Source organism: Bacteroides sp. B1-V-101, from assembly GCF_023656585.1.
In the GTDB taxonomy this organism is placed as follows: Bacteria; Bacteroidota; Bacteroidia; order Bacteroidales; family Bacteroidaceae; genus Bacteroides; species Bacteroides thetaiotaomicron.
In genome coordinates this window covers 25,942-48,465 of sequence record NZ_JAMOKH010000040.1, presented here as the reverse complement: position 1 = coordinate 48,465, position 22,524 = coordinate 25,942, and the positions used below count along the sequence as shown (strand labels likewise).

Here is a 22,524-nt window from a genome sequence, read left to right as displayed (position 1 = left end):
ATGTAATCTGTGATGAAAAACTCATCTAAAACTCCTACATTTGTGGACCAAAATAAAATATATCACATGAAACGTACTTTACTATTGATATTTGCTCTGCTTACTGTCACTTTGGCGGCTGTTGCCCAACCCCGTATTTCCTCTAACAAGGAGACGCACAACTTTGGACAAATAGAATGGAAAAAGCCGGTAACAGTAGAATATACCATCACTAATACCGGAAACGAGCCGTTGGTGCTGACCAATGTCACGACTTCCTGTGCCTGTGCCGTAGCCGACTGGACAAAGGAACCCATTGCTCCGGGTGCCAAAGGAACTGTGAAAGCCTCTTTTGACGCGAAAGCGCTGGGACGTTTTGACAAGTCGATAGGCATATACAGCAATGCCACTCCGAATCTGGTTTATCTGAAATTCACCGGTGAGGTAGTGCAGGAAATCAAAGATTATTCAAAACTTCTTCCGTATGCCATCGGCAATATCCGCATTGACCGTGACGAGTTCTCCTTCCCCGATGTCTATCGCGGACAGCAACCGTCTATGACGTTCAGCATTGCCAATCTTTCCGACCGCCCGTACGAACCGGTGTTGATGCACCTGCCTCCTTATCTGAAGATGGAAGCGGAACCTAAAGTACTGCTGAAGGGTAAAAAAGGAACGATCAAGCTGACACTGGATGCCAGCCAGCTGCAGGACTTCGGGCTGACACAGACCTCTGTCTACCTGTCCCGTTTCTCCGGTGATAAAGTGAGTGAAGACAATGAGATACCCGTTTCGGCTATTCTTCTTCCCGATTTCTCGCGTATGACGGAGAAAGATTCTTTGAATGCTCCTTCCATCCACATCTCGGAGACGAATATTGACCTGAGTATTCCGTTGATCAAGAAGAATAAAGTCAGCCATGATATATTGATTGCTAATGCGGGCAAGACCCCGTTAGTCATCAGCAAGCTACAGGTATTCAACTCTTCTGTAGGAGTAAGACTGAAAAAGACGGTCATTCCGCCGGACGGAATGACCAAGTTGAAAGTGACGATCCACAAGCGGGATGTAGGTAATAAGAAACATCATTTACGTATCTTGATGATTACAAACGACCCGTTGCGTCCGAAAGTTGAAATAAATATCAAACGCTAACTCTTATTATCATGGAACATCCTGAAAATAACGAAGAATATAAAGGACTCATTGTCAATAAAGGCATCGAACAGCCCTCATCCGTGAATCCTTATTTGAAACGTAAGCCCAAAAAGCGTCAGCTTTCGGTAGCGGAATTTGTAGAAGGTATTGTGAAAGGCGATGTCACTATTCTCAGTCAGGCTGTGACACAGGTAGAGAGCGTGAAGCCCGAACATCAGGCTGTCGCCCAGGAAGTGATCGAGAAATGTCTGCCTTATTCCGGCAATTCCATCCGTGTAGGTATCAGTGGAGTGCCCGGTGCGGGAAAGAGTACCTCGATTGACGTATTCGGTCTGCATGTGCTCGAAAAAGGCGGGAAGTTGGCGGTGCTGGCTATCGACCCGAGCAGTGAGCGCAGTAAAGGCAGTATCCTGGGAGACAAGACACGTATGGAACAACTTTCCGTACATCCCCAATCGTTTATCCGCCCCAGCCCCTCAGCTGGTTCGTTGGGAGGAGTTGCCCGGAAGACCCGTGAAACGATTGTGCTCTGTGAGGCTGCCGGATTCGATAAAATCTTTGTGGAAACCGTCGGAGTGGGACAGAGCGAAACGGCTGTTCATTCTATGGTGGATTTCTTCCTGCTGATTCAGTTGGCAGGTACGGGAGATGAATTGCAAGGCATCAAACGAGGAATCATGGAGATGGCGGACGGTATTGTCATCAACAAAGCCGACGGAGATAATCTGGAACCTGCCAAGTTGGCTGCCAGTCAGTTCCGTAATGCGCTGCATCTGTTTCCGGCTCCCGAATCGGGATGGATTCCGAAGGTGCTGACTTACTCCGGTTTTTATAATATCGGCGTGAAGGAAATCTGGGACATGGTGTATGAATATATCGACTTCGTGAAGAAGAACGGTTATTTTGACTATCGCCGTAATGAACAGAGCAAGTACTGGATGTACGAAACGATCAATGAACAGCTCCGTGATAGCTTCTATCACAATCCTCGGATTGAAGCGATGCTTCAGGAGAAGGAACAACAAGTGCTGCAGGGAAATCTTACTTCGTTTATCGCTGCTAAGAGCCTGCTGGATACCTATTTTGACGAATTAAAACGATGATAAAGCAGAAACAGTGATGGATTAAAACGACCGAACATTTACCCCCGATAACTATACCCTAATTAATAACCAATTGTTAACTTTACACCTAATGAACAAAACCTTATTAACCGGGCTTTTGTGTTGTAGTTTGTCAATACAGAGCTTTGCAGACCAACCGTTAGAAGGATTCACCTATGGTTCGGTGAATGCTCCTACAGGAAAAGAGTGGGAATCTCCCGAAAACCTGGCGCTCAACAAAGAGCAGCCGCATGCTTATTTCTTTCCGTTCCAGCATTTGGATAATGCCCGCAAGGTATTGCCGGAAAACAGTAAGTTCTGGCAGTCACTCGACGGTGACTGGAAGTTCCACTGGGCACCCGACCCCGACTCCCGCCCCAAAGATTTCTATCAGACTGAGTATGATGTCAGCTCATGGGATGCGATTCCCGTACCTTCAAGCTGGAATATTTATGGCATTCAAAAGGACGGAAGCCAGAAGTACGGAACGCCTATCTACGTCAACCAACCGGTCATCTTCCAGCACAGCGTGAAAGTGGATGACTGGCGCGGAGGTGTGATGCGTACTCCTCCTGCCAACTGGACTACTTACAAGGATCGGAACGAAGTAGGTTCCTTCCGCCGTGATTTCGAAATCCCGCAGGACTGGGACGGACGCGAAGTCTTTATCAGCTTCGTTGGTGTCGATTCATTCTTCTACCTGTGGATCAATGGTCAGTACGTAGGCTTCTCCAAGAACTCGCGTAATACCGCTAATTTCAATATCACTCCCTATTTACAGAAAGGCAAGAATACCGTAGCCGCCGAAGTGTATCGTAGCTCGGACGGTTCCTTCCTCGAAGCGCAGGATATGTTCCGTCTGCCGGGCATCTTCCGTACGGTTGCCTTGTACTCGGTTCCCAAAGTTCATTTCCGTGACTTGGTTGCCACACCCGATTTGGATGCGACTTATACGGACGGTTCGCTGACTGTCAATGCCGAAATCCGTAATCTGGATAAGAAAGCCATCAAAGACTACAAGGTATATTACTCTTTATATGCCAATAAATTGTACTCTGATGAGAATACCTTAGTAGACGGATTCTTATCTCCTGTGATCGACAAAATCGCTCCGAATGAAACCGGTAGTGTTCAGACTGTTCTTAAGGTAAAGGCTCCTAATAAGTGGTCGGCTGAATTTCCTTATCGCTATACGTTGGTAGCCGAACTGAAGGATAAGAAGAACAGAACTGTTGAAATGGTTTCCACCATTGTCGGTTTCCGCAAAGTGGAGATTAAGGATACTCCTGCTTCCGAAGATGAATTCGGACTTGCCGGACGTTATTATTATGTGAACGGAAAGACGGTCAAACTGAAAGGAGTGAACCGCCACGAATCCAATCCGGGAGTAGGGCACGCCATTACCCGTGAGATGATGGAGAAAGAGATTATGCTGATGAAGCGTGCCAACATCAATCATGTACGTAATTCACATTATCCGGATGATCCGTATTGGTATTTCCTGTGCAACAAATACGGTATTTATCTCGAAGATGAGGCGAATATAGAATCGCACGAATATTATTATGGTGCTGCCTCCCTCTCTCATCCGGTGGAATGGAAAAATGCGCACGTGGCACGTGTGATGGAAATGGTGCATGCCAATGTCAACAATCCTTCTATCGTTATCTGGTCGTTGGGCAATGAAGCCGGACCGGGCAAGAACTTTGTGGCGGCTTATGATGCTTTGAAGGAGTTTGATGCTTCCCGCCCTGTGCAATATGAGCGTAATAATGACATTGTAGATATGGGTTCCAACCAATATCCGTCTATCGGCTGGGTACGTGGAGCCGTGCAGGGGAAATATGATATCAAGTATCCGTTCCATATATCCGAATATGCCCATTCAATGGGGAATGCCTGCGGTAATCTGATAGATTACTGGGAAGCTATGGAGTCGACCAATTTCTTCTGTGGCGGTGCCATCTGGGATTGGGTAGACCAGTCTATGTACAATTATGACCCGAAGACAGGTGTCCGTTATCTGGCTTACGGCGGCGACTTTGGCGATACTCCCAACGATGGTCAGTTTGTAATGAACGGCATCGTGTTTGGTGACCTTGAACCGAAGCCTCAGTACTATGAAGTGAAAAAGGTATATCAGCACATCGGCGTAAAGGCGATAGATACTGAAAAGGGTGTGTTTGAGATCTTCAACAAGTACTACTTTAAGAATTTGGCGGAAGATTACCAGTTGGTATATTCGCTTTATGAAGACGGCAAACCGATAATGACCGGTAAACCGATGGATATCAATGTAGCTCCGCGCCAACGCACACAGATCACTCTGCCGTATGATCATGCCTCTCTTAAGAGAGATGCGGAGTACTTTATGAAGCTGCAGTTTATACAGAAAGATCAAAGACCTTGGGCTGCCAAAGGCTTCCCGATGGCAGAGGAACAGATTTTGATAAAGGAGGCTACAGATCGTCCGTCCATCAGTGAAGTAACTGCCAATGCAGCAAAACTGGATGGATTTGTGCTGGACAAGGATACGAAGCACATCCTTATAAAGGGAACTGACTTTGAAGCCATATTTGACCCGCAAACCGGAAGTATCTACAGTCTGAAGTATGGCAACGAGACTGTTATCGCCGATGGCAACGGGCCGAAGCTCGATGCTCTCCGTGCTTTTACAAACAATGATAACTGGTTCTATGCTCCCTGGTTCGAACATGGTCTGCACAATCTGATTCATAAAGCAACTGAATATAAAGTACTGAATAAAGGCAATGGCACTTTGGTGTTGAGCTTTACGGTAGAATCTCAGGCACCGAATGCCGCACGCATTAAGGGCGGTACAAGCTCCGGTAAGAATAGCATCGAAGAACTGACCGACAGAAAATTCGGTAGCAATGACTTTAAATTTGTCACTAACCAGATATGGACAGTGTATCCGGACGGTTCTATCGAATTGCAGTCCAGCATTACTTCCAATCGTTCAAGTTTGGTTCTGCCACGTTTGGGTTATGTGATGAAAGTTCCCCAACAATACAGTAACTTCACTTATTACGGACGCGGACCGATAGATAACTATGCCGACCGTAAGAGCGGACAGTTTATCGAACAGTATACGAATAGCGTAGCAGGTGAGTTCGTAAACTTCCCGAAACCTCAGGATATGGGCAATCACGAAGATGTTCGCTGGTGTGCATTGACCAATCCGGCAGGGAATGGAGCTGTCTTCGTAGCTACCGACCGTCTTTCGGCTTCGGCACTTCAGTATTCGGCTCTCGATCTGATTTTGGCTTCCCATCCTTATCAGTTGCCGAAGGCAGGCGATACCTATCTGCATTTGGATTGTGCAGTGACTGGTTTGGGTGGTAACAGTTGTGGTCAGGGAGGTCCTCTTGTACACGACCGTGTGTTTGCCAATCAGCACAGCATGGGCTTTATCATTCGTCCTGCCGGTAAGGAACTGAGTGTCGTTGCCAATGTTGCTCCTGCGGGAGATCTTCCTCTGTCTATCACACGCACCCCTGCCGGAATGGTCGAATTGACTTCGGCAAAGAAAGATGCTGTCATTTGTTATAGCATTGACGGAAGTAAGAAAGTGCAGGAATACACAGAGCCTGTCCCTATGCGTAACGGAGGTACGATCAAGGCATGGTATAAGGATAGTAAGGATATCAGCAGCACAATGAAATTTGATAAAATAGAAAGCATTCAGACGCAAGTCGTATACGCCAGCAGTCAGGAATCGGGTGAAGGCGATGCTTCTCATCTGACTGATGGTGATCCGAATACCATCTGGCATACCATGTATTCGGTGACAGTTGCCAAATACCCGCATTGGGTAGATCTGGATGCCGGTGAAGTCAAGGAAATCAAAGGCTTTACTTACCTGCCACGACAGAATGGAGGAAACGGTAATATCAAGGATTACTCTATTCAGGTCAGCATGGATGGAAAAGAATGGGGAGAGCCTGTTAATAAAGGAACGTTCGCAAGGGACTCCAAAGAAAAGAGAGTCTTGTTTGACAAACCGGTGAAGGCACGTTATATCCGTTTCACGGCTTTAAGCGAACAGAACGGACAGGATTTTGCGTCTGGTGCGGAGATAACGATTCTGGCTAACTAAGAATTATTGAATATATAGCAGAAAGAGACTGACTCAAAGTCAATAATATCTCAAATGAGGCTGACTAAAAAGTCGGTAGTATCTAAAACTCTCCTCCTTCTGGAAGGAGGAGTACCCGTAGGGGGAGGTGGTAGGTGAATGCATAATCCTGTCATTTACAAAGAAATAGGAACAAACATTATTTCTCCTACCACCTCGGTCTCCTACCACCTCGGTCTTCGACCACTCCTCCTTCCCGAAGGAGGAGATTTGAGATACTACCGACTTTTTAGTCAACCCCATTTTAGATACTATCAACTTTTTAGTCCGCCTCTTTTTTTTAATCGGTATGAGGAAACTCCTACAACTCTTTTCCCGCCTTCTCAAAATCCGCCTTAGACTTACTCTGAGTCACAATATACACACCCAGAAACACAAGTGTAATGGCAATTCCTTTTTCCCAGCCGAAACTCCCGATTCCCATGAGGATTGCTGCAATCGTAGCCACAATCGGCTGCATATAATTATACATGCTAACCACTGTAGGGCGGAGTAATCTCTGAGCTGTCATGATACAGAGATAAGCAAGGAAACTTCCTCCCAGTACGACATACAATACCTGCAAAATGGCAACCGTCGGAATGCTGCCCCATTGAATGACCGAAATATCTTGATAAGAGAAAGGAATATAGCACATCGAAGCATAGATAAACATCCACTTATTGATGGTCACTGCCGAATATCGCTGAGACAACCCCTTGAACACCGTCAGATAGATGGAGAAACTGATTTGCGCAACCAGACAAAGCAAGTCGCCGATCAGACTTCCGTTACCGCTGCTCGCTGCCTGACTGCTCATAATAAGGATAAGCGCTCCCATAGCTCCCACGAAAATACCCAGTACCTTTTTATTCGTAATCGGTTCTTTCAGATAAATAGCTGCCACAATCATGGTGACTATCGGCAGAGTAGTCGTTACGATAGAAGCATCGATAGGCGAAGTCATGGAAAGCCCGAAGATAAATACCCCCTGATTGAAAACCAGAGCAAAGAGGGAAGCGAAGAAAATCTTCAGCATATCACGGTGGTCCACATGCTCCTGTTTGCAGAAGATGGAAAGTATCCAGAATGCCGCTGCCGCACCTACCATACGAAACGTGGTGACGGAGATAGCGGAAAACTCTTGAAGTGCCGATTTGCCGATAGGAGACATCAGTCCCCACATGACATTTGCCGTGAGCGCAAAGAGATGCCCATGCAGATTCTTGTTATTGCCCATAAGTTCGTGTATACCTTTTAATTGTTACAAAGGATGAAAACTGCTGCAAAGGTAACCAATTTGTCGCATGATTTGTTTATATTTGCCTTGATTAAAATTGAATATTATGGAACAACAGGCAGACTATATCCGGCGGATCGAGATCAAAGGACTCTGGGGCCGCTTTAATATACAATGGGATTTGCGTCCGGATGTGAATATCCTTTCTGGCATCAACGGAGTGGGAAAGACCACTATTCTGAACCGTTCGGTGGGATACCTCGAACAGCTTTCCGGCGACATACAGCTCTCCGGTGAAATGAAAAGCGACGCGAAGAACGGAGTACACCTCTTCTTTGATAATCCCGCAGCGACTTATATCCCATACGATGTGATCCGCAGCTACGACCGCCCCTTGATTATGGGTGACTTCACGGCACGCATGGCAGACAAGAACGTGAAGTCCGAACTGGACTGGCAACTGTATCTGTTGCAGCGCCGCTATCTCGATTATCAGGTCAATATCGGCAATAAGATGATCGAAATGCTTTCCAGCAATGACGAGGAACAGCGCAGCAAAGCCGCCACCCTGTCCCTTGCCAAACGTCGTTTTCAGGATATGATTGACGAACTTTTCAGCTACACCCGCAAAAAGATAGACCGCCGTCGGAATGACATAGCCTTCTATCAGGACGGAGAATTGCTGTTTCCATATAAGCTCTCGTCCGGTGAAAAGCAAATGCTCGTGATTCTGCTGACAGTGCTCGTGCAGGACAACAGTCACTGTGTCCTTTTCATGGACGAACCGGAAGCCTCCCTGCACATCGAATGGCAACAGAAACTGATTTCAATGATTCGTGAACTGAATCCCAATGTGCAAATCATTCTGACCACCCATTCGCCTGCCGTCATCATGGAAGGCTGGCTGGATGCAGTGACAGAGGTGAGCGATATTTCCACCGAAGCGGACGGATTCAGACTCACCCCGACTATTAATTGTTAATGACAACTTCTACATGGCAACTTCACTACGCGATAATCTGACTTCTTCTTACTTCAATGCTGCCCACAAGCTGTATTCCAAAAAGGCTCGCCGGCGCATCATTGCTTACGTAGAGAGCTACGATGATGTTGCCTTCTGGCGCACATTACTCGAAGAGTTTGAAAATGACGAGCATTATTTTCAAGTGATGCTCCCTTCGGCCACCTCATTGGCAAAGGGTAAGAAGATGGTACTCATGAACACGCTGAACACCGCCGAACTGGGCAGAAGTCTGATTGCCTGTGTCGACAGTGACTATGATTTCCTGTTGCAGGGAGCCACGAACACTTCCCGAAAGATCAACCGGAACAAATATATATTCCAGACCTACACATACGCCATCGAAAACTATCACTGCTTTGCCGAAAGTCTTCACGAAGTATGTGTGCAGGCCACATTGAACGACCGTTTTATACTGGATTTCAACGCTTATCTGAAACGGTATTCGGAAATTGTATACCCGCTTTTCCTGTGGAACGTGTGGTTTTATCGCCAACGGGATACGTATACTTTCCCGATGTACGACTTCCATACCTATACCTCTTTGCGGGAGATCAGTCTGAAACATCCGGAACACAGCTTGGAAGCATTGCAACACCGGGTTAATCAGAAACTTTCTGAACTGAAGAAACGTTTCCCCGGTTCTGTCAACCAAGTGAACGGATTGCGGTCGGAATTAAAGGAACTGGGGCTCGTCCCCGAAACCACCTATTTATATATGCAGGGACATCACGTGATGGATAATGTCGTGATGAAACTTCTGATTCCCGTCTGTACCGCCCTGCGCCGGGAACGGGAACAGGAAATCAAACGACTGGCGGAACATAATGAACAATTCAGGAATGAATTGACTTGTTATCAGAACAGTCAGGTGAATGTCGAAATCATGTTGAAGAAGAACGTCGCCTATAAGCGACTTTTCCACTATGACTGGCTGAGGCAGGACATTCAGGAATATCTGGGCAAAGGAGAATAAACAAAAGGGAACTAACTAATAAGGGAATAAACTAAAAGAGATACTATTTTATGAAAGAAGTGATTGATACAGTGAGTGTGGCATTGGCAAATGGAGATACGGAGAATGTTGGCAATGCCGTGATGCAGGAGGTCAACCGTACGTTGCTCTCGGCAGGTGTGGATGAAGTATGGGCGGACAAAATAGATAATCTGATCGTATTGCTGTTTATTATCGGAATAGCTTTCTTGGCTAACATAATCTGCCGTAAAATCATATTGCGGGTGGTAGCCAAGCTGGTGAAGCAGACCAAAGCTACTTGGGACGATATTGTATTCAACCATAAAGTGATGGTGAATGTCAGCCGGATGGTAGCGCCTATCCTGATTTATATTGCCATTCCTATCGCATTCCCCGAACACGCGGATTCTGACTTGCTCGATTTCCTGCGGCGTCTCTGTCTGATATATATCATTGCCGTTTTTCTTCGTTTCATCAGCGCTTTGTTTACGGCTGTCTATCAAGTCTACAGTGAGCGGGAGCAGTATCGGGACAAACCGTTGAAAGGACTTTTGCAGACGGCGCAAGTGATTCTTTTCTTTATAGGAGCCATCATTATTATAAGCATTCTGATCAATCAGAGCCCGATGGTCTTGCTGACCGGGTTGGGAGCGTCTGCCGCTATTCTGATGTTGGTTTTCAAAGACAGTATTATGGGATTTGTATCCGGTATTCAGCTTTCTGCCAACAATATGCTGAAGGTGGGCGACTGGATCACCATGCCGAAATATGGTGCGGATGGTACAGTGATAGAAGTTACGCTGAATACCGTTAAGGTGCGTAATTTCGATAATACGATTACGACCATTCCTCCTTACCTGCTGATCAGCGACTCTTTTCAGAACTGGCAGGGAATGCAGGAGTCCGGCGGACGCCGGGTGAAGCGTTCCATTAATATCGATATGACAAGCGTGCGCTTCTGTACTCCCGAAATGCTGGAGAAATATCGCAAGATACAGTTGCTGACAAATTACGTAGATGAAACGGAGAAAGTGGTAGAAGAATATAATAAGGAGCATGATATTGATAATTCCGTGTTAGTGAACGGGCGGAGGCAGACCAATCTGGGAGTTTTCCGTGCCTATCTGACCAGTTATTTGCGGAGCCTGCCCACCGTTAATCAGGACCTGACCTGTATGGTACGCCAGCTTCAGCCTACAGAAACCGGCATTCCGCTGGAACTTTATTTCTTTTCTGCCAACAAAGTATGGGTTGCCTACGAAGGCATACAGGCAGACGTGTTCGACCATGTACTTGCCATTATTCCGGAGTTCGGCCTGCGCGTCTTCCAGAATCCGTCGGGTGAAGACCTGCGGCGGATAGGAGTGAAGATAGAACACTGATTTAAAAGATAGAATACTATATATTTTAAGAACGATACATACTGTTAACCATTATTGATTATGAACACACCTATACCCAACCAGATTATACGTGAAATTACACCTTTGTCCGACAAAGACTGTTTCTATATTGCAGAACGTTATAAGACGGAGTTTACCTATCCGATTCATAATCATTCTGAATTTGAACTGAACTTTACGGAAAAGGCTGCCGGAGTCAGGCGTGTAGTAGGAGATTCCTCCGAAGTGATAGGAGATTATGATCTGGTTCTGATCACGGGCAAAGACCTGGAACATGTATGGGAACAGAATGAATGCCGCTCCAAAGAGATACGGGAGATCACCATCCAGTTCTCTTCCGACCTGTTCTTCAAGAGCTTTATCAATAAGAACCAGTTCGACTCTATCCGCCGGATGCTGGATAAAGCTCAGAAAGGACTTTGTTTCCCGATGTCCGCCATACTTAAGATATATCCGTTGCTGGATACGCTTGCTTCCGAGAAACAAGGGTTTTATGCGGTGATCAAGTTTATGACGATCCTGTATGAACTTTCTCTCTTTGAGGAAGAGGCCCGGACATTATCCAGTTCTTCTTTTGCCAAGATTGATGTTCATTCCGATAGCCGCCGGGTACAGAAGGTGCAGGAATATATCAATCTCCATTATCAGGAAGAAATTCGATTGGGACAGTTGGCAAGCATGGTCGGGATGACTGATGTGTCATTCAGCCGTTTCTTTAAGTTGCGTACAGGGAAGAACCTTTCCGATTATATCATTGACATCCGACTGGGATTCGCTTCGCGGTTACTGGTAGATTCTACCATGTCTATCGCAGAAATCTGTTATGAGTGCGGGTTCAATAACCTGTCTAATTTTAATCGTATCTTTAAGAAGAAAAAGGATTGTTCTCCGAAGGAGTTTCGCGAGAACTACCGGAAGAAAAAGAAACTGATTTAATTTCTCTGTCTCCTCGCATACTTTACTAGTCTGTACCTAAATTGTTTCATTCAGATCCGTGTTGAATTTAGAGTCTTGTTCCCTAAGATTTACTCTTCGGGGGGCTGACATCTATTCTCCGTTAGGCACAAAACTAATCGTCTGACAGTTGTTGTTTTTTCGTCTGACTACTGTCAGACGAAAGTTCAACAGTAGTCAGACGCAAGTTTAACTATAGTCAGACGATTAATTCTGTGCATGACGGGAGATAAATTCTTTCGATATGCGGATTAAATCTTACCTGGAAGAGGACTAAACCTCACCCGAAAGCGGATTGAAACAGTGTGGTAAATCATTGATAACAAGTTTGTAACACGATGTAACAAACCTGAAACGGCTATTTCAAACCATTGTATCTGATTCGTATTCATATTGTAATCTCCCAGGTCTACCTTTGCCGACGTAATAAAAACGTAGAGCGAAGTTCGATGAAAAAACTATTTCTTTTAAGATTTTCAGTTGCAGCCTTCTTTTGTTTGTTGTGTGTTCTTCCTGCATTGGCTGCCAATATTAAGATTAAAGGTGCTGTGAAAGATAAACTTTCCAAAGAGCCTTTGATTGGAGCAACGATACGGTTGGTAGGAACTCCTGCCGGAGCCGTGACCGATATGGACGGTAATTTTGAATTGAACAGTACCGGTGTTTTGGAAGGTTTGTATGATATAGAGATTAAATATGTAGGATATAAGACGGAAGTACGTCGTAAGGTCCGTGTCGAAAACGGAAAACTGGCGATTCTGAATCTGGAATTGGAGACGGATGCGCACGAACTTTCGGACGTTGTGGTGGTAGCAAAGAAGAATCGTGAAAATGAGAATATGTTATTGCTCGAACAGCAGAAAGCGGTCATTGCCGTGCAGGCTGTCAGCGTCAAAGAGCTTTCACGCAAAGGTGTTTCCGATGCGGAAGGGGCTGTAATCAAAGTGGCGGGAGTCTCCAAACAGGATGGAGTGAAGAATGTTTTCGTCCGTGGACTGGGCGACCGCTATAATGCGACTACCTTTAACGGATTTGCCGTTCCTTCGGAAGATCCGGAATATAAGAATATCTCTCTCGACTTCTTCGGAACGGATATTATCCAGTCTGTTGGCGTCAATAAGGCATTTAATGCAGGAGGTATCAGTGATGTCGGCGGTGCGACAATCGACATTGTTTCCAAAGAACTGATTGGCAGCGGAAACCTGAATATCGGCCTTTCCGGAGGACTGAACACGCAGACTGTGACAGCCGACTTTCTGAAACAGGACGGAGTAAACCTTCTGGGCTTCGCCACTACAACAGAACCCGCCGATGAAAACAACTGGGGATTCAAGAATAAGCTGAACCCCTCCAAACAGAGCTTGCAGATAAACCGGAGTTATAGCATTTCCGGCGGAAAGCGGTTTCATATAGGAAAAGACAGGAATCCGCTCTCTTTCTTCCTCACTGCCGGACATACTACTGATTATCAATATACGGATGAAACCATCCGCAACACAACGACGAGCGGTACGATCTACAAAGATATGACAGGCAAGAAGTACACTGAGAATATCAGCCAACTGGCACTGGCCAATGTGGATTATGATATGCAGAACCGTCACCACGTGAGTTATAACTTCATGATGATTCATGCCAATGTACAATCCGTAGGAGACTATACCGGTAAAAACTCCATCTTCAGCGACGATTATGAGAACCAGGGATTTACCCGCCGCCAGCAGGCGAATGACAACTTACTGATCGTTAACCAGCTGATGACTAACTGGGGACTGACCAAAACATTGAGTCTGGATGCCGGTGCTTCTTATAATATCGTGAAAGGCAATGAACCCGACCGCCGAATCAACAATATAACCAAAGCGGAAGAAGGGTATACCTTACTCAGAGGCAACTCCCAGCAACGGTATTTCTCCACTTTGGACGAAGATGACATCAACGTGAGGGCAGGACTCGTCTACCGTCTGAAAGATAACGTAGAAGAAATCTCTAATATACGTTTGGGCTATACAGGCCGATTCGTAGACGACAATTTCAAGGCGACTGAATACAACCTCACAGTAGGACACGCTTCTTCCATCCCCTCATTAGATAATTTCTCACTCGACGATTATTATAATCAGCAGAATCTCTCTTCCGGATGGTTTGCCGTTCAGAAGAACATCGATAAGTATTCGGTCACCAAGAATATCCATTCCGCTTATGCGGAAGCCACCTACCAGTTTACTCCCCGTTGGATTGTAAATGTAGGAATGAAGTATGACAATGTGGATATTCAGGTAGACTACAATGTGAATAAAGGCGGATCGGAAGGAAGTAACACGATTCAAAAGGACTTCTTTCTCCCGAGTCTGAATCTGAAATACAATCTGAGTGAAAAACATTCCTTGCGTCTCGGAGCGAGCAAAACATATACGCTGCCGCAAGCAAAGGAAATTTCTCCTTATCGCTACGTAGGTGTGAATTTCAACAGTCAAGGGAATGCGAACCTGAAGCCTTCGGACAACTATAACGTCGATTTGAAATGGGACTTTAATCCTACCCCCACTGAACTGATCTCTCTGACAGCTTTTTATAAGCTCATCAAGAATCCGATCTCACGCATTGAAGTGGCAAGTGCCGGAGGATACCTTTCGTATGAAAATATAGCCGATAAGGCAACAGTGGCCGGAGTGGAAGTAGAGGTACGTAAGAATCTGTTTGTCCGTCCGCTAAGCAGTGCGGCAAACGGAATGAACAAGCTCTCTTTCGGCTTGAACGGATCGTACATCTATACAAATGCGAAAATGCCTCTGGCAACGGTTACCACCGGATCGCAACTGGAAGGGGCCGCTCCCTGGATCGCCAATTTCGATTTGTCCCACAACTTCACGAAAGGAAATCATAGCTTCATTAATACATTGGTACTCAACTATGTCAGCGATAAGATTTATACCATCGGTACGCAAGGCTACCAAGACATCATGGAGCAGGGAATGATGACGCTTGACTTCGTTTCGCAAGCCAAACTCAACAAGTATGTCTCACTTACGCTGAAAGCCCGCAATCTGCTGAATCCCTCTTATAAGTTGAGCCGTAAAGCCAACGAAAGCGGAGAGAAGGTAGTACTCAGCGATTATAAAAAAGGAATAAATATCAGTCTGGGAGTGTCGTGCACATTTTAAACCGGATAATGAAATAAGATTATTAACTAATTATTAAAGCAAAATGAAAAGATTGTTTGTAAACTTTATGACATTTGCCGCTATGGCAACTGCACTGACATTCACTGCATGTAGTAGTGATAGTGACGGAGATGACAATGGAAACGGTAACGGTGGAAATGGCGGAGGAACAGGTAGCTCTATCGTGGTAGGCGAAAATATCCTGTCCGGTACACTGACCGGTGAACAGACACTGGATGCCAAAGAATACATTCTGAACGGAACGGTTATCATCGCCGACGGCGGTCGCCTGAATATCCCTGCCGGAACTACCATCAAGGCGCGTGAAGGTTTCAGCAGTTATCTGCTGGTAGCGCAGGGAGGTAAACTCTATGCTGACGGTACGGCCGACAAACCAATCGTCTTTACGGCAAATACCACCAGCCCGGTATCCGGATATTGGGGTGGCGTGATCATCAATGGTAAAGCACCTATTTCCGGTTCAAAGACCGACAAGAGCGATACGGCACTGACGGAAATCAACAATGACTATAAATACGGCGGCAGCGCAGCTGATGACAACTCCGGTTCATTGACTTACGTGAAAATCTGCTATGCAGGTGCACGCTCCACAGCAGACATCGAACACAACGGACTGACCTTGAACGGTGTCGGCAACGGAACAAAGATTGAAAATATCTACGTACTGGAAAGTGCCGACGATGCAATCGAGTTCTTTGGCGGAACAGTAAATGTAACCAACCTGCTGGCTGTTAATCCGGATGACGATATGTTCGACTTCACACAAGGCTATTGCGGTACGCTGAAGAACTGCTATGGCGTTTGGGAAAGAGACTACACAAGTACGGAAGCCGATCCTCGCGGCATCGAAGCCGACGGTAACATGGACGGTCTGTATCCGGATCACCTGCGTCAGTCTGACTTTAAGGTAGAAAACATGACTATCGTGAATAATGCTGCCAACACTGCCGATAACGTAGACCGTATGCAAGATGTAATCAAGATTCGTCGCGGAGCAAAAGCTACCATCACCAATGCATTGGTTAAAGGTACAGGTGGAGCTATCGACCTGGTTGATATGAAAGACAGTAAAGGTGCAGGAAACATCGAATCCAGCATTCATATCACCAATACATTGAGTTTCACAGGGTTGAAGCAGAACGGCGAACTGAATACATTTGTCGAATCGGCAGACAATACAGGTGCAGACGCTTCTCTGTTCGGCTGGACAGGCTATAATTTATCAGCATTCTGATGAAGTAGCCAACGGTTCTTTTTCACAGTAGGTATTACTTTTCGGGCACGGATTGCACGAATTGCACGGTTATGATTTACTAAAACCGTGTAATCCGCGTAATCCGTGCCAAATCATATAATAATGAGATGCGTTTATTACGCTTTTACCTCCCTGGCTATCCCTGCTACTATCCTCTCTCTTCTATTATGAATTATTTCAGATATTATATGTTTCGCTGATTTTCTTTTTCGTATATTTGCTATTCATTATTATATGATCAATCACTTATGCAAACAAACTACGAGCGATACTGTAAAATGTCTTCTCTGGCTCAGATAGGATGGTGGGAAGCGGACTTTTTGGCTGGGCATTATGTCTGCTCTGATTTTCTTTGTGATCTTTTGGGACTGGAAGGAGATACCATCTCTTTCATGGATTTCCAGAATTTGATACGTGAGGATTACCGCGAACAGATAGTACAGGAATTTCGTGCTAACGCAAATATTCATAAAGACTTTTATGAGCAAACTTTTCCCATTTGTTTAAAAAATGGTGAAGTTTGGCTGCATACCCGTCTGGCTCTTCGTGAGAAAGGTACCGGAACCAATGGAGGTGACAAATCTTTTGGCGTCATCCAGCGTGTTGAGGCGCCTAAAGAAGTGGAACAGAAAAATACCCTCCGGCGTGTAAACGACCTGTTACGCCGGCAAAACTATATATCACAGTCTTTGCTTCGCTTCCTCCATGATGACGATGTAGATTCTTGTATTATGGAGATATTGAATGACGTGCTGAGCCTCTATCAAGGCGGTCGTGTGTATATCTTTGAGTATAACGAAGACTATACGCATCATAGTTGCACGTATGAAGTCGTTTCGGAAGGTGTTTCCAAAGAGAAAAACAAGCAGCAGTCCATTCCGGTTAATGAAACCCGATGGTGGTGTGAGCAGATTCTATCTGGCAAACCCATCATACTGACTTCCTTGAAACAGTTGCCCGAAGAAGCGGAGGATGAATATAAATTCCTTGACGCTCAAGGCATTTGTTCGTTGATGGTCGCTCCTTTGATGGCAGGTGACCGTGTATGGGGATTTATGGGTATAGATCTGGTCGAATCGTATCGTGAATGGAGCAATGAGGATTTTCAATGGTTCTCTTCATTGGCGAATATCATCAGTATTTGCATCGAATTGCGCAAGGCCAAAGATCGTGTTGTCCGCGAACAGTCTTTTTTAAGCAATCTGTTCCATTTTATGCCGTTAGGTTATATACGGATGTCTGTCGTCCGTGATGAAAACGGTCAGCTTCTTGATTATAAGATAACGGATGTCAACAAGGCCTGTTCCCGCTTCTTTGCCCGACCTGCCGAAACGTATATAGGAGTCTTGGCCTCTGAAATATATCCGGATTTTTCTTCACAGCTCCTCTTTCTGAAAGAAGTGCTGGATAACAATTCATACAGGGAAAAGGATATCTTTTTCCCGCAGACAGAGCTTTATACCCATTGGATAGTTTATTCTCCGGAAAAAGATGAAGTGGTAGGTCTGTTTACAGATTCCACGGAGGCCGTGAAGACCAATAGGGCACTGGACCGTAGTGAGAAGCTTTTTAAGAGTATCTTTGCCAATATCCCGGCAGGAGTGGAAATCTATGATAAGGATGGATTCCTGATTGACCTGAATAATAAGGATCTGGAAATATTCGGTGTAGAAAATAAACAGGATGTGATAGGAGTCAACTTCTTTGAGAATCCGAACGTACCGCAGCATATCCGTGACCGTGTGCGGGATGAAGATTTGGTAGACTTCCGTCTGAATTACTCTTTTGAACGGGCAGAAGGTTATTATCACCCCGATCGTCGGGATACGATAGATATATATACGAAAGTCAGCAAGCTCTATGATAACGAAGGAAACTTTAACGGCTATATCCTGATTAGCATTGATAATACGGAGCAGATTGATGCGATGAACCGTATTCGTGATTTTGAGAATTTCTTCCTGCTCATATCGGATTATGCAAAGGTGGGATATGCCAAGTTGAATCTGCTGAACCGGAAGGGATATGCCATTAAACAATGGTATAAAAATTTAGGTGAAGAAGAGGATACTCCATTGGCGGACGTGGTGGGAGTCTATCGTAATATGCATCCCGAAGACCGTGAACGTATTTTTGATTTCTATCGGGAGGTCAGAAAAGGAAACCGGAAGCACTTTCAGGGAGAAATGCGAATCTACCGTCCCGGCAAGAAGAATGAATGGAACTGGATACGTATGAATGTAGTCGTTACGACATACAATCCGGAGGAAAACGAAGTGGAAATCATCGGTATCAACTATGATATTACCGAACTGAAGGAGACGGAGAAAGAATTGATCCTGGCACGTGACAAAGCCGAAATGATGGACCGTCTCAAAAGTGCTTTCCTTGCTAACATGAGCCACGAAATACGTACTCCTCTGAATGCCATCGTCGGCTTCTCCGACTTGCTCGTCGATACGGAAAATATAGAGGAACGACGGGAGTATATTCAGATTGTGAAGGAGAACAATGACCTGCTTTTACAACTGATTTCGGATATACTCGACCTGTCTAAGATTGAAGCGGGTACATTTGAGTTTACCAACGGAGATGTAGACGTGAATATGCTCTGTGAAGATATTGTCCGCTCCATGCAAATGAAGGTGAAGGAGAATGTCGAACTGATGTTCGATCCGCATCTTGCGGAATGCCGCATTATTAGTGACCGTAACCGACTGCACCAGGTAATCTCCAATTTTGTGAACAATGCGATTAAGTTTACCTCGGAGGGAAGTATCCGTGTGGGATATAAGCAGAAAGGAGAAGAACTGGAGTTCTATGTACAAGATACGGGAGTTGGTATTGACGCAGAGAGTCAGGCACATATTTTTGAACGTTTTGTGAAGTTGAACTCCTTTGTACACGGCACGGGCCTGGGGCTCTCCATCTGCCAAAGTATTGTGGAACAAATGGGCGGAAAGATAGGGGTGGAATCCGAACCGGGAAAGGGTTCGCGTTTTTGGTTTAGCCTTCCCTGTTTTGTGGTGATGTCGGAAGAATAGACAAGAATGATGGGGCTGACTAAAAAGTCAGCCCCAAAGAGTCGGTTTCTTATATTCCGAATGATAGTTTATCGATAGACTGATATACGATACTTGCAATACCCAGTCCGATGATGCCCAGTGTGCAGAGCGCCAGTCCCCACTTCGTACAGCGGTCGCTGCGGAAAGCCGGAATCGGATTATCGGAAGGCGTGATATACATTGCTTTTACAATCAGCAGATAATAGTACAATGAAATCACGGTATTAACCAGTGCAATGAATACCAGCAAGTGGAAACCTGCCTCGAAAGCTGCCATGAAAATAAAGAACTTCGAGAAGAATCCGGCAAACGGAGGAATACCTGCCAGTGAGAACAGGGAGATAGTCATCAGGAAAGCCATTTTCGGGTTCGTCTTATAAAGTCCTGCATAGTCTTCGAGGGTAAACTTCTGACTGCGTAATGCTACGATAGTGATGACGGCAAATACTCCGAGATTGGCAGCGGCATATACAAGTATGTAATATACCAGAGCAGTCATTCCCTGTGCCGTTCCTCCAATCACACCCAGCATGATATATCCTGCCTGCGAAATACTGGAGAACGCCATCAGGCGTTTCAGATTCTGCTGGCGGATAGCGAATATGTTGGCGATGGTGATAGAAGCGATAGTCACCCAGTAGAGTACTTCCTGCCAGTCATGTATCATCGGTGCAAATACTTTGATCAGAATAGCCATCAGCACAAATGCTGCCGAACCTTTGGAGATAACACTCAGATAGGCGGTAACCGTACTCGGTGCACCTTCGTAAACGTCTGCCGTCCATAAATGGAACGGAACCAGAGAGAGCTTGAACGCCATACCGGTAAAGAAGAATACAAAAGCCATGATTTGCAACGGATTTCCGTCGATATGAGCAGGAAGATCATCGAAATACAGTGTTCCTGCGGAACCGTAAATCATTGACAGACCAAACAGTAACAATGCGCTGGAGAAGAGTGCGGTAAGGATATACTTGGCACCGGCTTCAGCGGAGTTATGGCGGTATTTGTCGAAAGCGATCAAGGCTGCCATCGGGATGGAAGCTGTCTCCAGTCCGATGAAGAACATCAGGAAGTGGCCGGCGGAAATCATGAGATACATACCGAACAGGGTAGAGAGTATAAGTACATAGAATTCACCTTGCTTGAATGAAGTATCGTCGCGTTTCATCCATTCGTGTGCCATCAGGAAAACAATCAGCGTGCCTATGTTCAGGATTGATTTGACAACCGTGTGCATGGGTACATAATGATACATACCGCCAAAAATGTCGGCAGCCGTGCCGGGAACCAGATTGATCGCCGTATGGATGGCCATCAGGATCACTGGCAGCATGGTGTTCAAGACAGGTCTCGTCCCTTTTTGCTTGTGTGCATCCGGACTCATGAAGAGATCGGCAAGGAACAGCAATAGTAAAACTGCTACGAGCGACAGCTCTTCCCGCATATGTAGAAATTGTGAATAATCCATCTTTATAAATTAAGAATTAAAGATTAAAAAATAAAGGTTATGGGATGAGTTGTGAGACTACAGGGAGTACACTTTCACCAATCATGTGGCTTACCCAGAAAGGAGCCATACCCAGTCCGGCTACACAAACGATGAGGCAGATAACAGCTACCCGTTCATCCCAGGTCGCGTCTGTCAGTGCGAGATGATGTTTGTTGGTGCAGGTACCGTACAGAATCTTGCCTACCAGACGCAGGATATAGACTGCCGTGATCACGATGGATGAACAAGCGATGATGGTCAGTGTACGGTGGAATACGTCGTTGTTCTGGAAAGAACCTACGAAGATAGTCATTTCGGCAATGAACCCGCTTAATCCCGGCAAACCGAGATTGGCAAGACCGGCAATCACATAACATACGCTGAGGAACGGCATTACTTTCATTAATCCGGCAAGCTCGCGGACATCACGTGTGTGTGTACGTCCGTAGATCATACCGATCAGGGCAAAGAACAAGGCTGTCATCAATCCGTGAGAAAGCATCTGAAGAATGGCTCCTGTCGCAGCAGTCTGATTCAGCATCAGAATGGCGAAAAGTACCAGTCCGCAGTGAGAAACGGAAGAGTAAGCATTGATGTATTTCAAGTCTGTCTGTACGCAAGCGGAGAATGCTCCGTAAACAACGGAGATGCCTGTCAGTATCAGGAATATCCATGAAAGCTCGTTAGCGGCTTCCGGCATCAGATACATGGCGATACGGAAACATCCGTAACCTCCCAGTTTCATCAGTACCCCGGCGTGAAGCATGGATACGGCTGTCGGGGCGGAAGCGTGACCGTCGGGACTCCATGTGTGGAATGGGAAAAGAGCACCCAGCACACCGAACCCGAGGAAGGTAAGCGGGAACCAGATACATTGCTGTGCAAAAGGAATATTATGTAGCTGCGCTATTTCCAGCAGGTTCATGGTGGTAGCTCCCGAACCGAAATAGATTCCGAGAATACCGATCAGCAGGAAAGCGGAACCGCCCATCAGCATAAGGGTCAGCTTCATGGCTGCATATTCTTTACGTCCCGAGCCCCATACACCGATCAGCAGGTACATAGGAATCAGCGCGATTTCGTAGAACATAAACATGGTGAATAAGTCGATGGATATAAAGAATCCGAAGACTCCCATAGACAACAGTGTGAACCAGAGGAAATATTCTTTTGTCAGAGGTTGCAGACGCCAAGAGGCGAAAGTACCTGTGAATACAATAATGGCAGACAATAACAGCATGGCCACCGAAATACCGTCAACGCCTACCGAGTAGGAGATGTGAAGCGGTGCATACCAGAGTGTATCCGCACGGAATAGCATTTCTGCCGTGTTGCCGGCACTGCGTTCTCCCAAATACATAAAGGTAAGTACGACGGAGGCAATCAGAAGTGCCGATGCGCCGGTAACCATAACCCCCCGAATCGCTTTGATTCCCCGTGCTGCCCAAAGTCCGGCAAGCATCAGTAAGGGGATGAGTACGAAGATTGATAAAAAAATCATAATTGAATTATTAAGTTTTAAGTATTAAGTATTAATTCGCAGCGACTTGTTGCG

The 22,524-nt window shown here is 45.7% G+C and carries 13 protein-coding genes; 10 read left to right on the top strand and 3 right to left on the bottom strand.

Features of this window, described 5'->3' with window-relative positions; translation table 11 throughout:
- Positions 1–66: 66 nt before the first annotated feature.
- The 3 genes from NBH01_RS21800 to NBH01_RS21790 all read left to right on the top strand — a co-directional run bounded on the left by NBH01_RS21800 (position 67) and on the right by NBH01_RS21790 (position 6,360).
- Positions 67–1,134: a DUF1573 domain-containing protein gene (locus tag NBH01_RS21800; protein WP_225679571.1), complete on the top strand. Its 1,068-nt coding sequence runs from the start codon at positions 67–69 to the stop codon at positions 1,132–1,134.
- 11 nt (positions 1,135–1,145) lie between these two features.
- On the top strand, positions 1,146–2,240 hold the full coding sequence (meaB, locus tag NBH01_RS21795; RefSeq protein WP_225679573.1) for a methylmalonyl Co-A mutase-associated GTPase MeaB: 1,095 nt from the start codon (positions 1,146–1,148) through the stop codon (positions 2,238–2,240).
- 91 nt (positions 2,241–2,331) lie between these two features.
- On the top strand, positions 2,332–6,360 hold the full coding sequence (locus NBH01_RS21790) for a glycoside hydrolase family 2 TIM barrel-domain containing protein (protein WP_234141742.1): 4,029 nt from the start codon (positions 2,332–2,334) through the stop codon (positions 6,358–6,360).
- Positions 6,361–6,700: 340 nt separating this feature from the next.
- On the opposite strand, the gene NBH01_RS21785 is transcribed toward NBH01_RS21790, so the two are convergent.
- On the bottom strand, positions 6,701–7,618 hold the full coding sequence (locus NBH01_RS21785) for a DMT family transporter (RefSeq protein WP_225679578.1): 918 nt from the start codon (positions 7,616–7,618) through the stop codon (positions 6,701–6,703).
- 106 nt (positions 7,619–7,724) lie between these two features.
- Here NBH01_RS21785 and NBH01_RS21780 point away from each other — a divergent pair, with 106 nt between their 5' ends.
- The 7 genes from NBH01_RS21780 (at position 7,725) to NBH01_RS21750 (ending at position 19,456) form a co-directional block, all read left to right on the top strand.
- Entirely contained in the window at positions 7,725–8,600 is an 876-nt protein-coding gene (locus tag NBH01_RS21780) for an AAA family ATPase (RefSeq protein WP_008760936.1), read from the top strand.
- Positions 8,601–8,613: 13 nt separating this feature from the next.
- Positions 8,614–9,615: a DUF4435 domain-containing protein gene (locus NBH01_RS21775; protein WP_151209906.1), complete on the top strand. Its 1,002-nt coding sequence runs from the start codon at positions 8,614–8,616 to the stop codon at positions 9,613–9,615.
- 50 nt (positions 9,616–9,665) lie between these two features.
- Complete coding sequence (locus NBH01_RS21770) at positions 9,666–10,997, top strand: mechanosensitive ion channel family protein (RefSeq protein WP_195364932.1); 1,332 nt, start codon at positions 9,666–9,668, stop codon at positions 10,995–10,997.
- Positions 10,998–11,057: 60 nt separating this feature from the next.
- Positions 11,058–11,954 (top strand): AraC family transcriptional regulator, encoded by an 897-nt coding sequence (locus NBH01_RS21765; protein WP_008760939.1) that lies wholly within the window; start codon positions 11,058–11,060, stop codon positions 11,952–11,954.
- Positions 11,955–12,421: 467 nt separating this feature from the next.
- Positions 12,422–15,136, top strand: coding sequence for a TonB-dependent receptor (locus NBH01_RS21760; RefSeq protein WP_250700296.1), 2,715 nt, complete (start codon positions 12,422–12,424; stop codon positions 15,134–15,136).
- Between the two features lie 43 nt (positions 15,137–15,179).
- Complete coding sequence (locus NBH01_RS21755; protein ID WP_143919436.1) at positions 15,180–16,391, top strand: beta-helix domain-containing protein; 1,212 nt, start codon at positions 15,180–15,182, stop codon at positions 16,389–16,391.
- A gap of 269 nt (positions 16,392–16,660) precedes the next feature.
- The gene (locus NBH01_RS21750) at positions 16,661–19,456 is read left to right on the top strand and encodes a sensor histidine kinase (RefSeq protein ID WP_165360414.1); all 2,796 of its coding nucleotides are present in this window, start codon (positions 16,661–16,663) and stop codon (positions 19,454–19,456) included.
- 49 nt (positions 19,457–19,505) lie between these two features.
- On the opposite strand, the gene NBH01_RS21745 is transcribed toward NBH01_RS21750, so the two are convergent.
- A complete protein-coding gene (locus NBH01_RS21745; RefSeq protein ID WP_195364935.1) occupies positions 19,506–20,948 on the bottom strand; it encodes an NADH-quinone oxidoreductase subunit N in 1,443 nt (480 codons plus the stop codon).
- 37 nt (positions 20,949–20,985) lie between these two features.
- A complete protein-coding gene (locus NBH01_RS21740) occupies positions 20,986–22,470 on the bottom strand; it encodes a complex I subunit 4 family protein (RefSeq protein ID WP_234141679.1) in 1,485 nt (494 codons plus the stop codon).
- Positions 22,471–22,524: the final 54 nt, after the last annotated feature.

Coding starts and splice junctions, on each gene's coding strand:
- NBH01_RS21800 (WP_225679571.1), top strand. CDS start 67: ATGAAACGTACTTTACTATTGATATTTGCTCTGCTTACTGTCACTTTG.
- NBH01_RS21755 (WP_143919436.1), top strand. CDS start 15,180: ATGAAAAGATTGTTTGTAAACTTTATGACATTTGCCGCTATGGCAACT.
- NBH01_RS21785 (WP_225679578.1), bottom strand. CDS start 7,618: ATGGGCAATAACAAGAATCTGCATGGGCATCTCTTTGCGCTCACGGCA.
- NBH01_RS21780 (WP_008760936.1), top strand. CDS start 7,725: ATGGAACAACAGGCAGACTATATCCGGCGGATCGAGATCAAAGGACTC.
- NBH01_RS21765 (WP_008760939.1), top strand. CDS start 11,058: ATGAACACACCTATACCCAACCAGATTATACGTGAAATTACACCTTTG.
- NBH01_RS21770 (WP_195364932.1), top strand. CDS start 9,666: ATGAAAGAAGTGATTGATACAGTGAGTGTGGCATTGGCAAATGGAGAT.
- NBH01_RS21750 (WP_165360414.1), top strand. CDS start 16,661: ATGCAAACAAACTACGAGCGATACTGTAAAATGTCTTCTCTGGCTCAG.
- meaB (WP_225679573.1), top strand. CDS start 1,146: ATGGAACATCCTGAAAATAACGAAGAATATAAAGGACTCATTGTCAAT.
- NBH01_RS21745 (WP_195364935.1), bottom strand. CDS start 20,948: ATGGATTATTCACAATTTCTACATATGCGGGAAGAGCTGTCGCTCGTA.
- NBH01_RS21740 (WP_234141679.1), bottom strand. CDS start 22,470: ATGATTTTTTTATCAATCTTCGTACTCATCCCCTTACTGATGCTTGCC.
- NBH01_RS21760 (WP_250700296.1), top strand. CDS start 12,422: ATGAAAAAACTATTTCTTTTAAGATTTTCAGTTGCAGCCTTCTTTTGT.
- NBH01_RS21775 (WP_151209906.1), top strand. CDS start 8,614: ATGGCAACTTCACTACGCGATAATCTGACTTCTTCTTACTTCAATGCT.
- NBH01_RS21790 (WP_234141742.1), top strand. CDS start 2,332: ATGAACAAAACCTTATTAACCGGGCTTTTGTGTTGTAGTTTGTCAATA.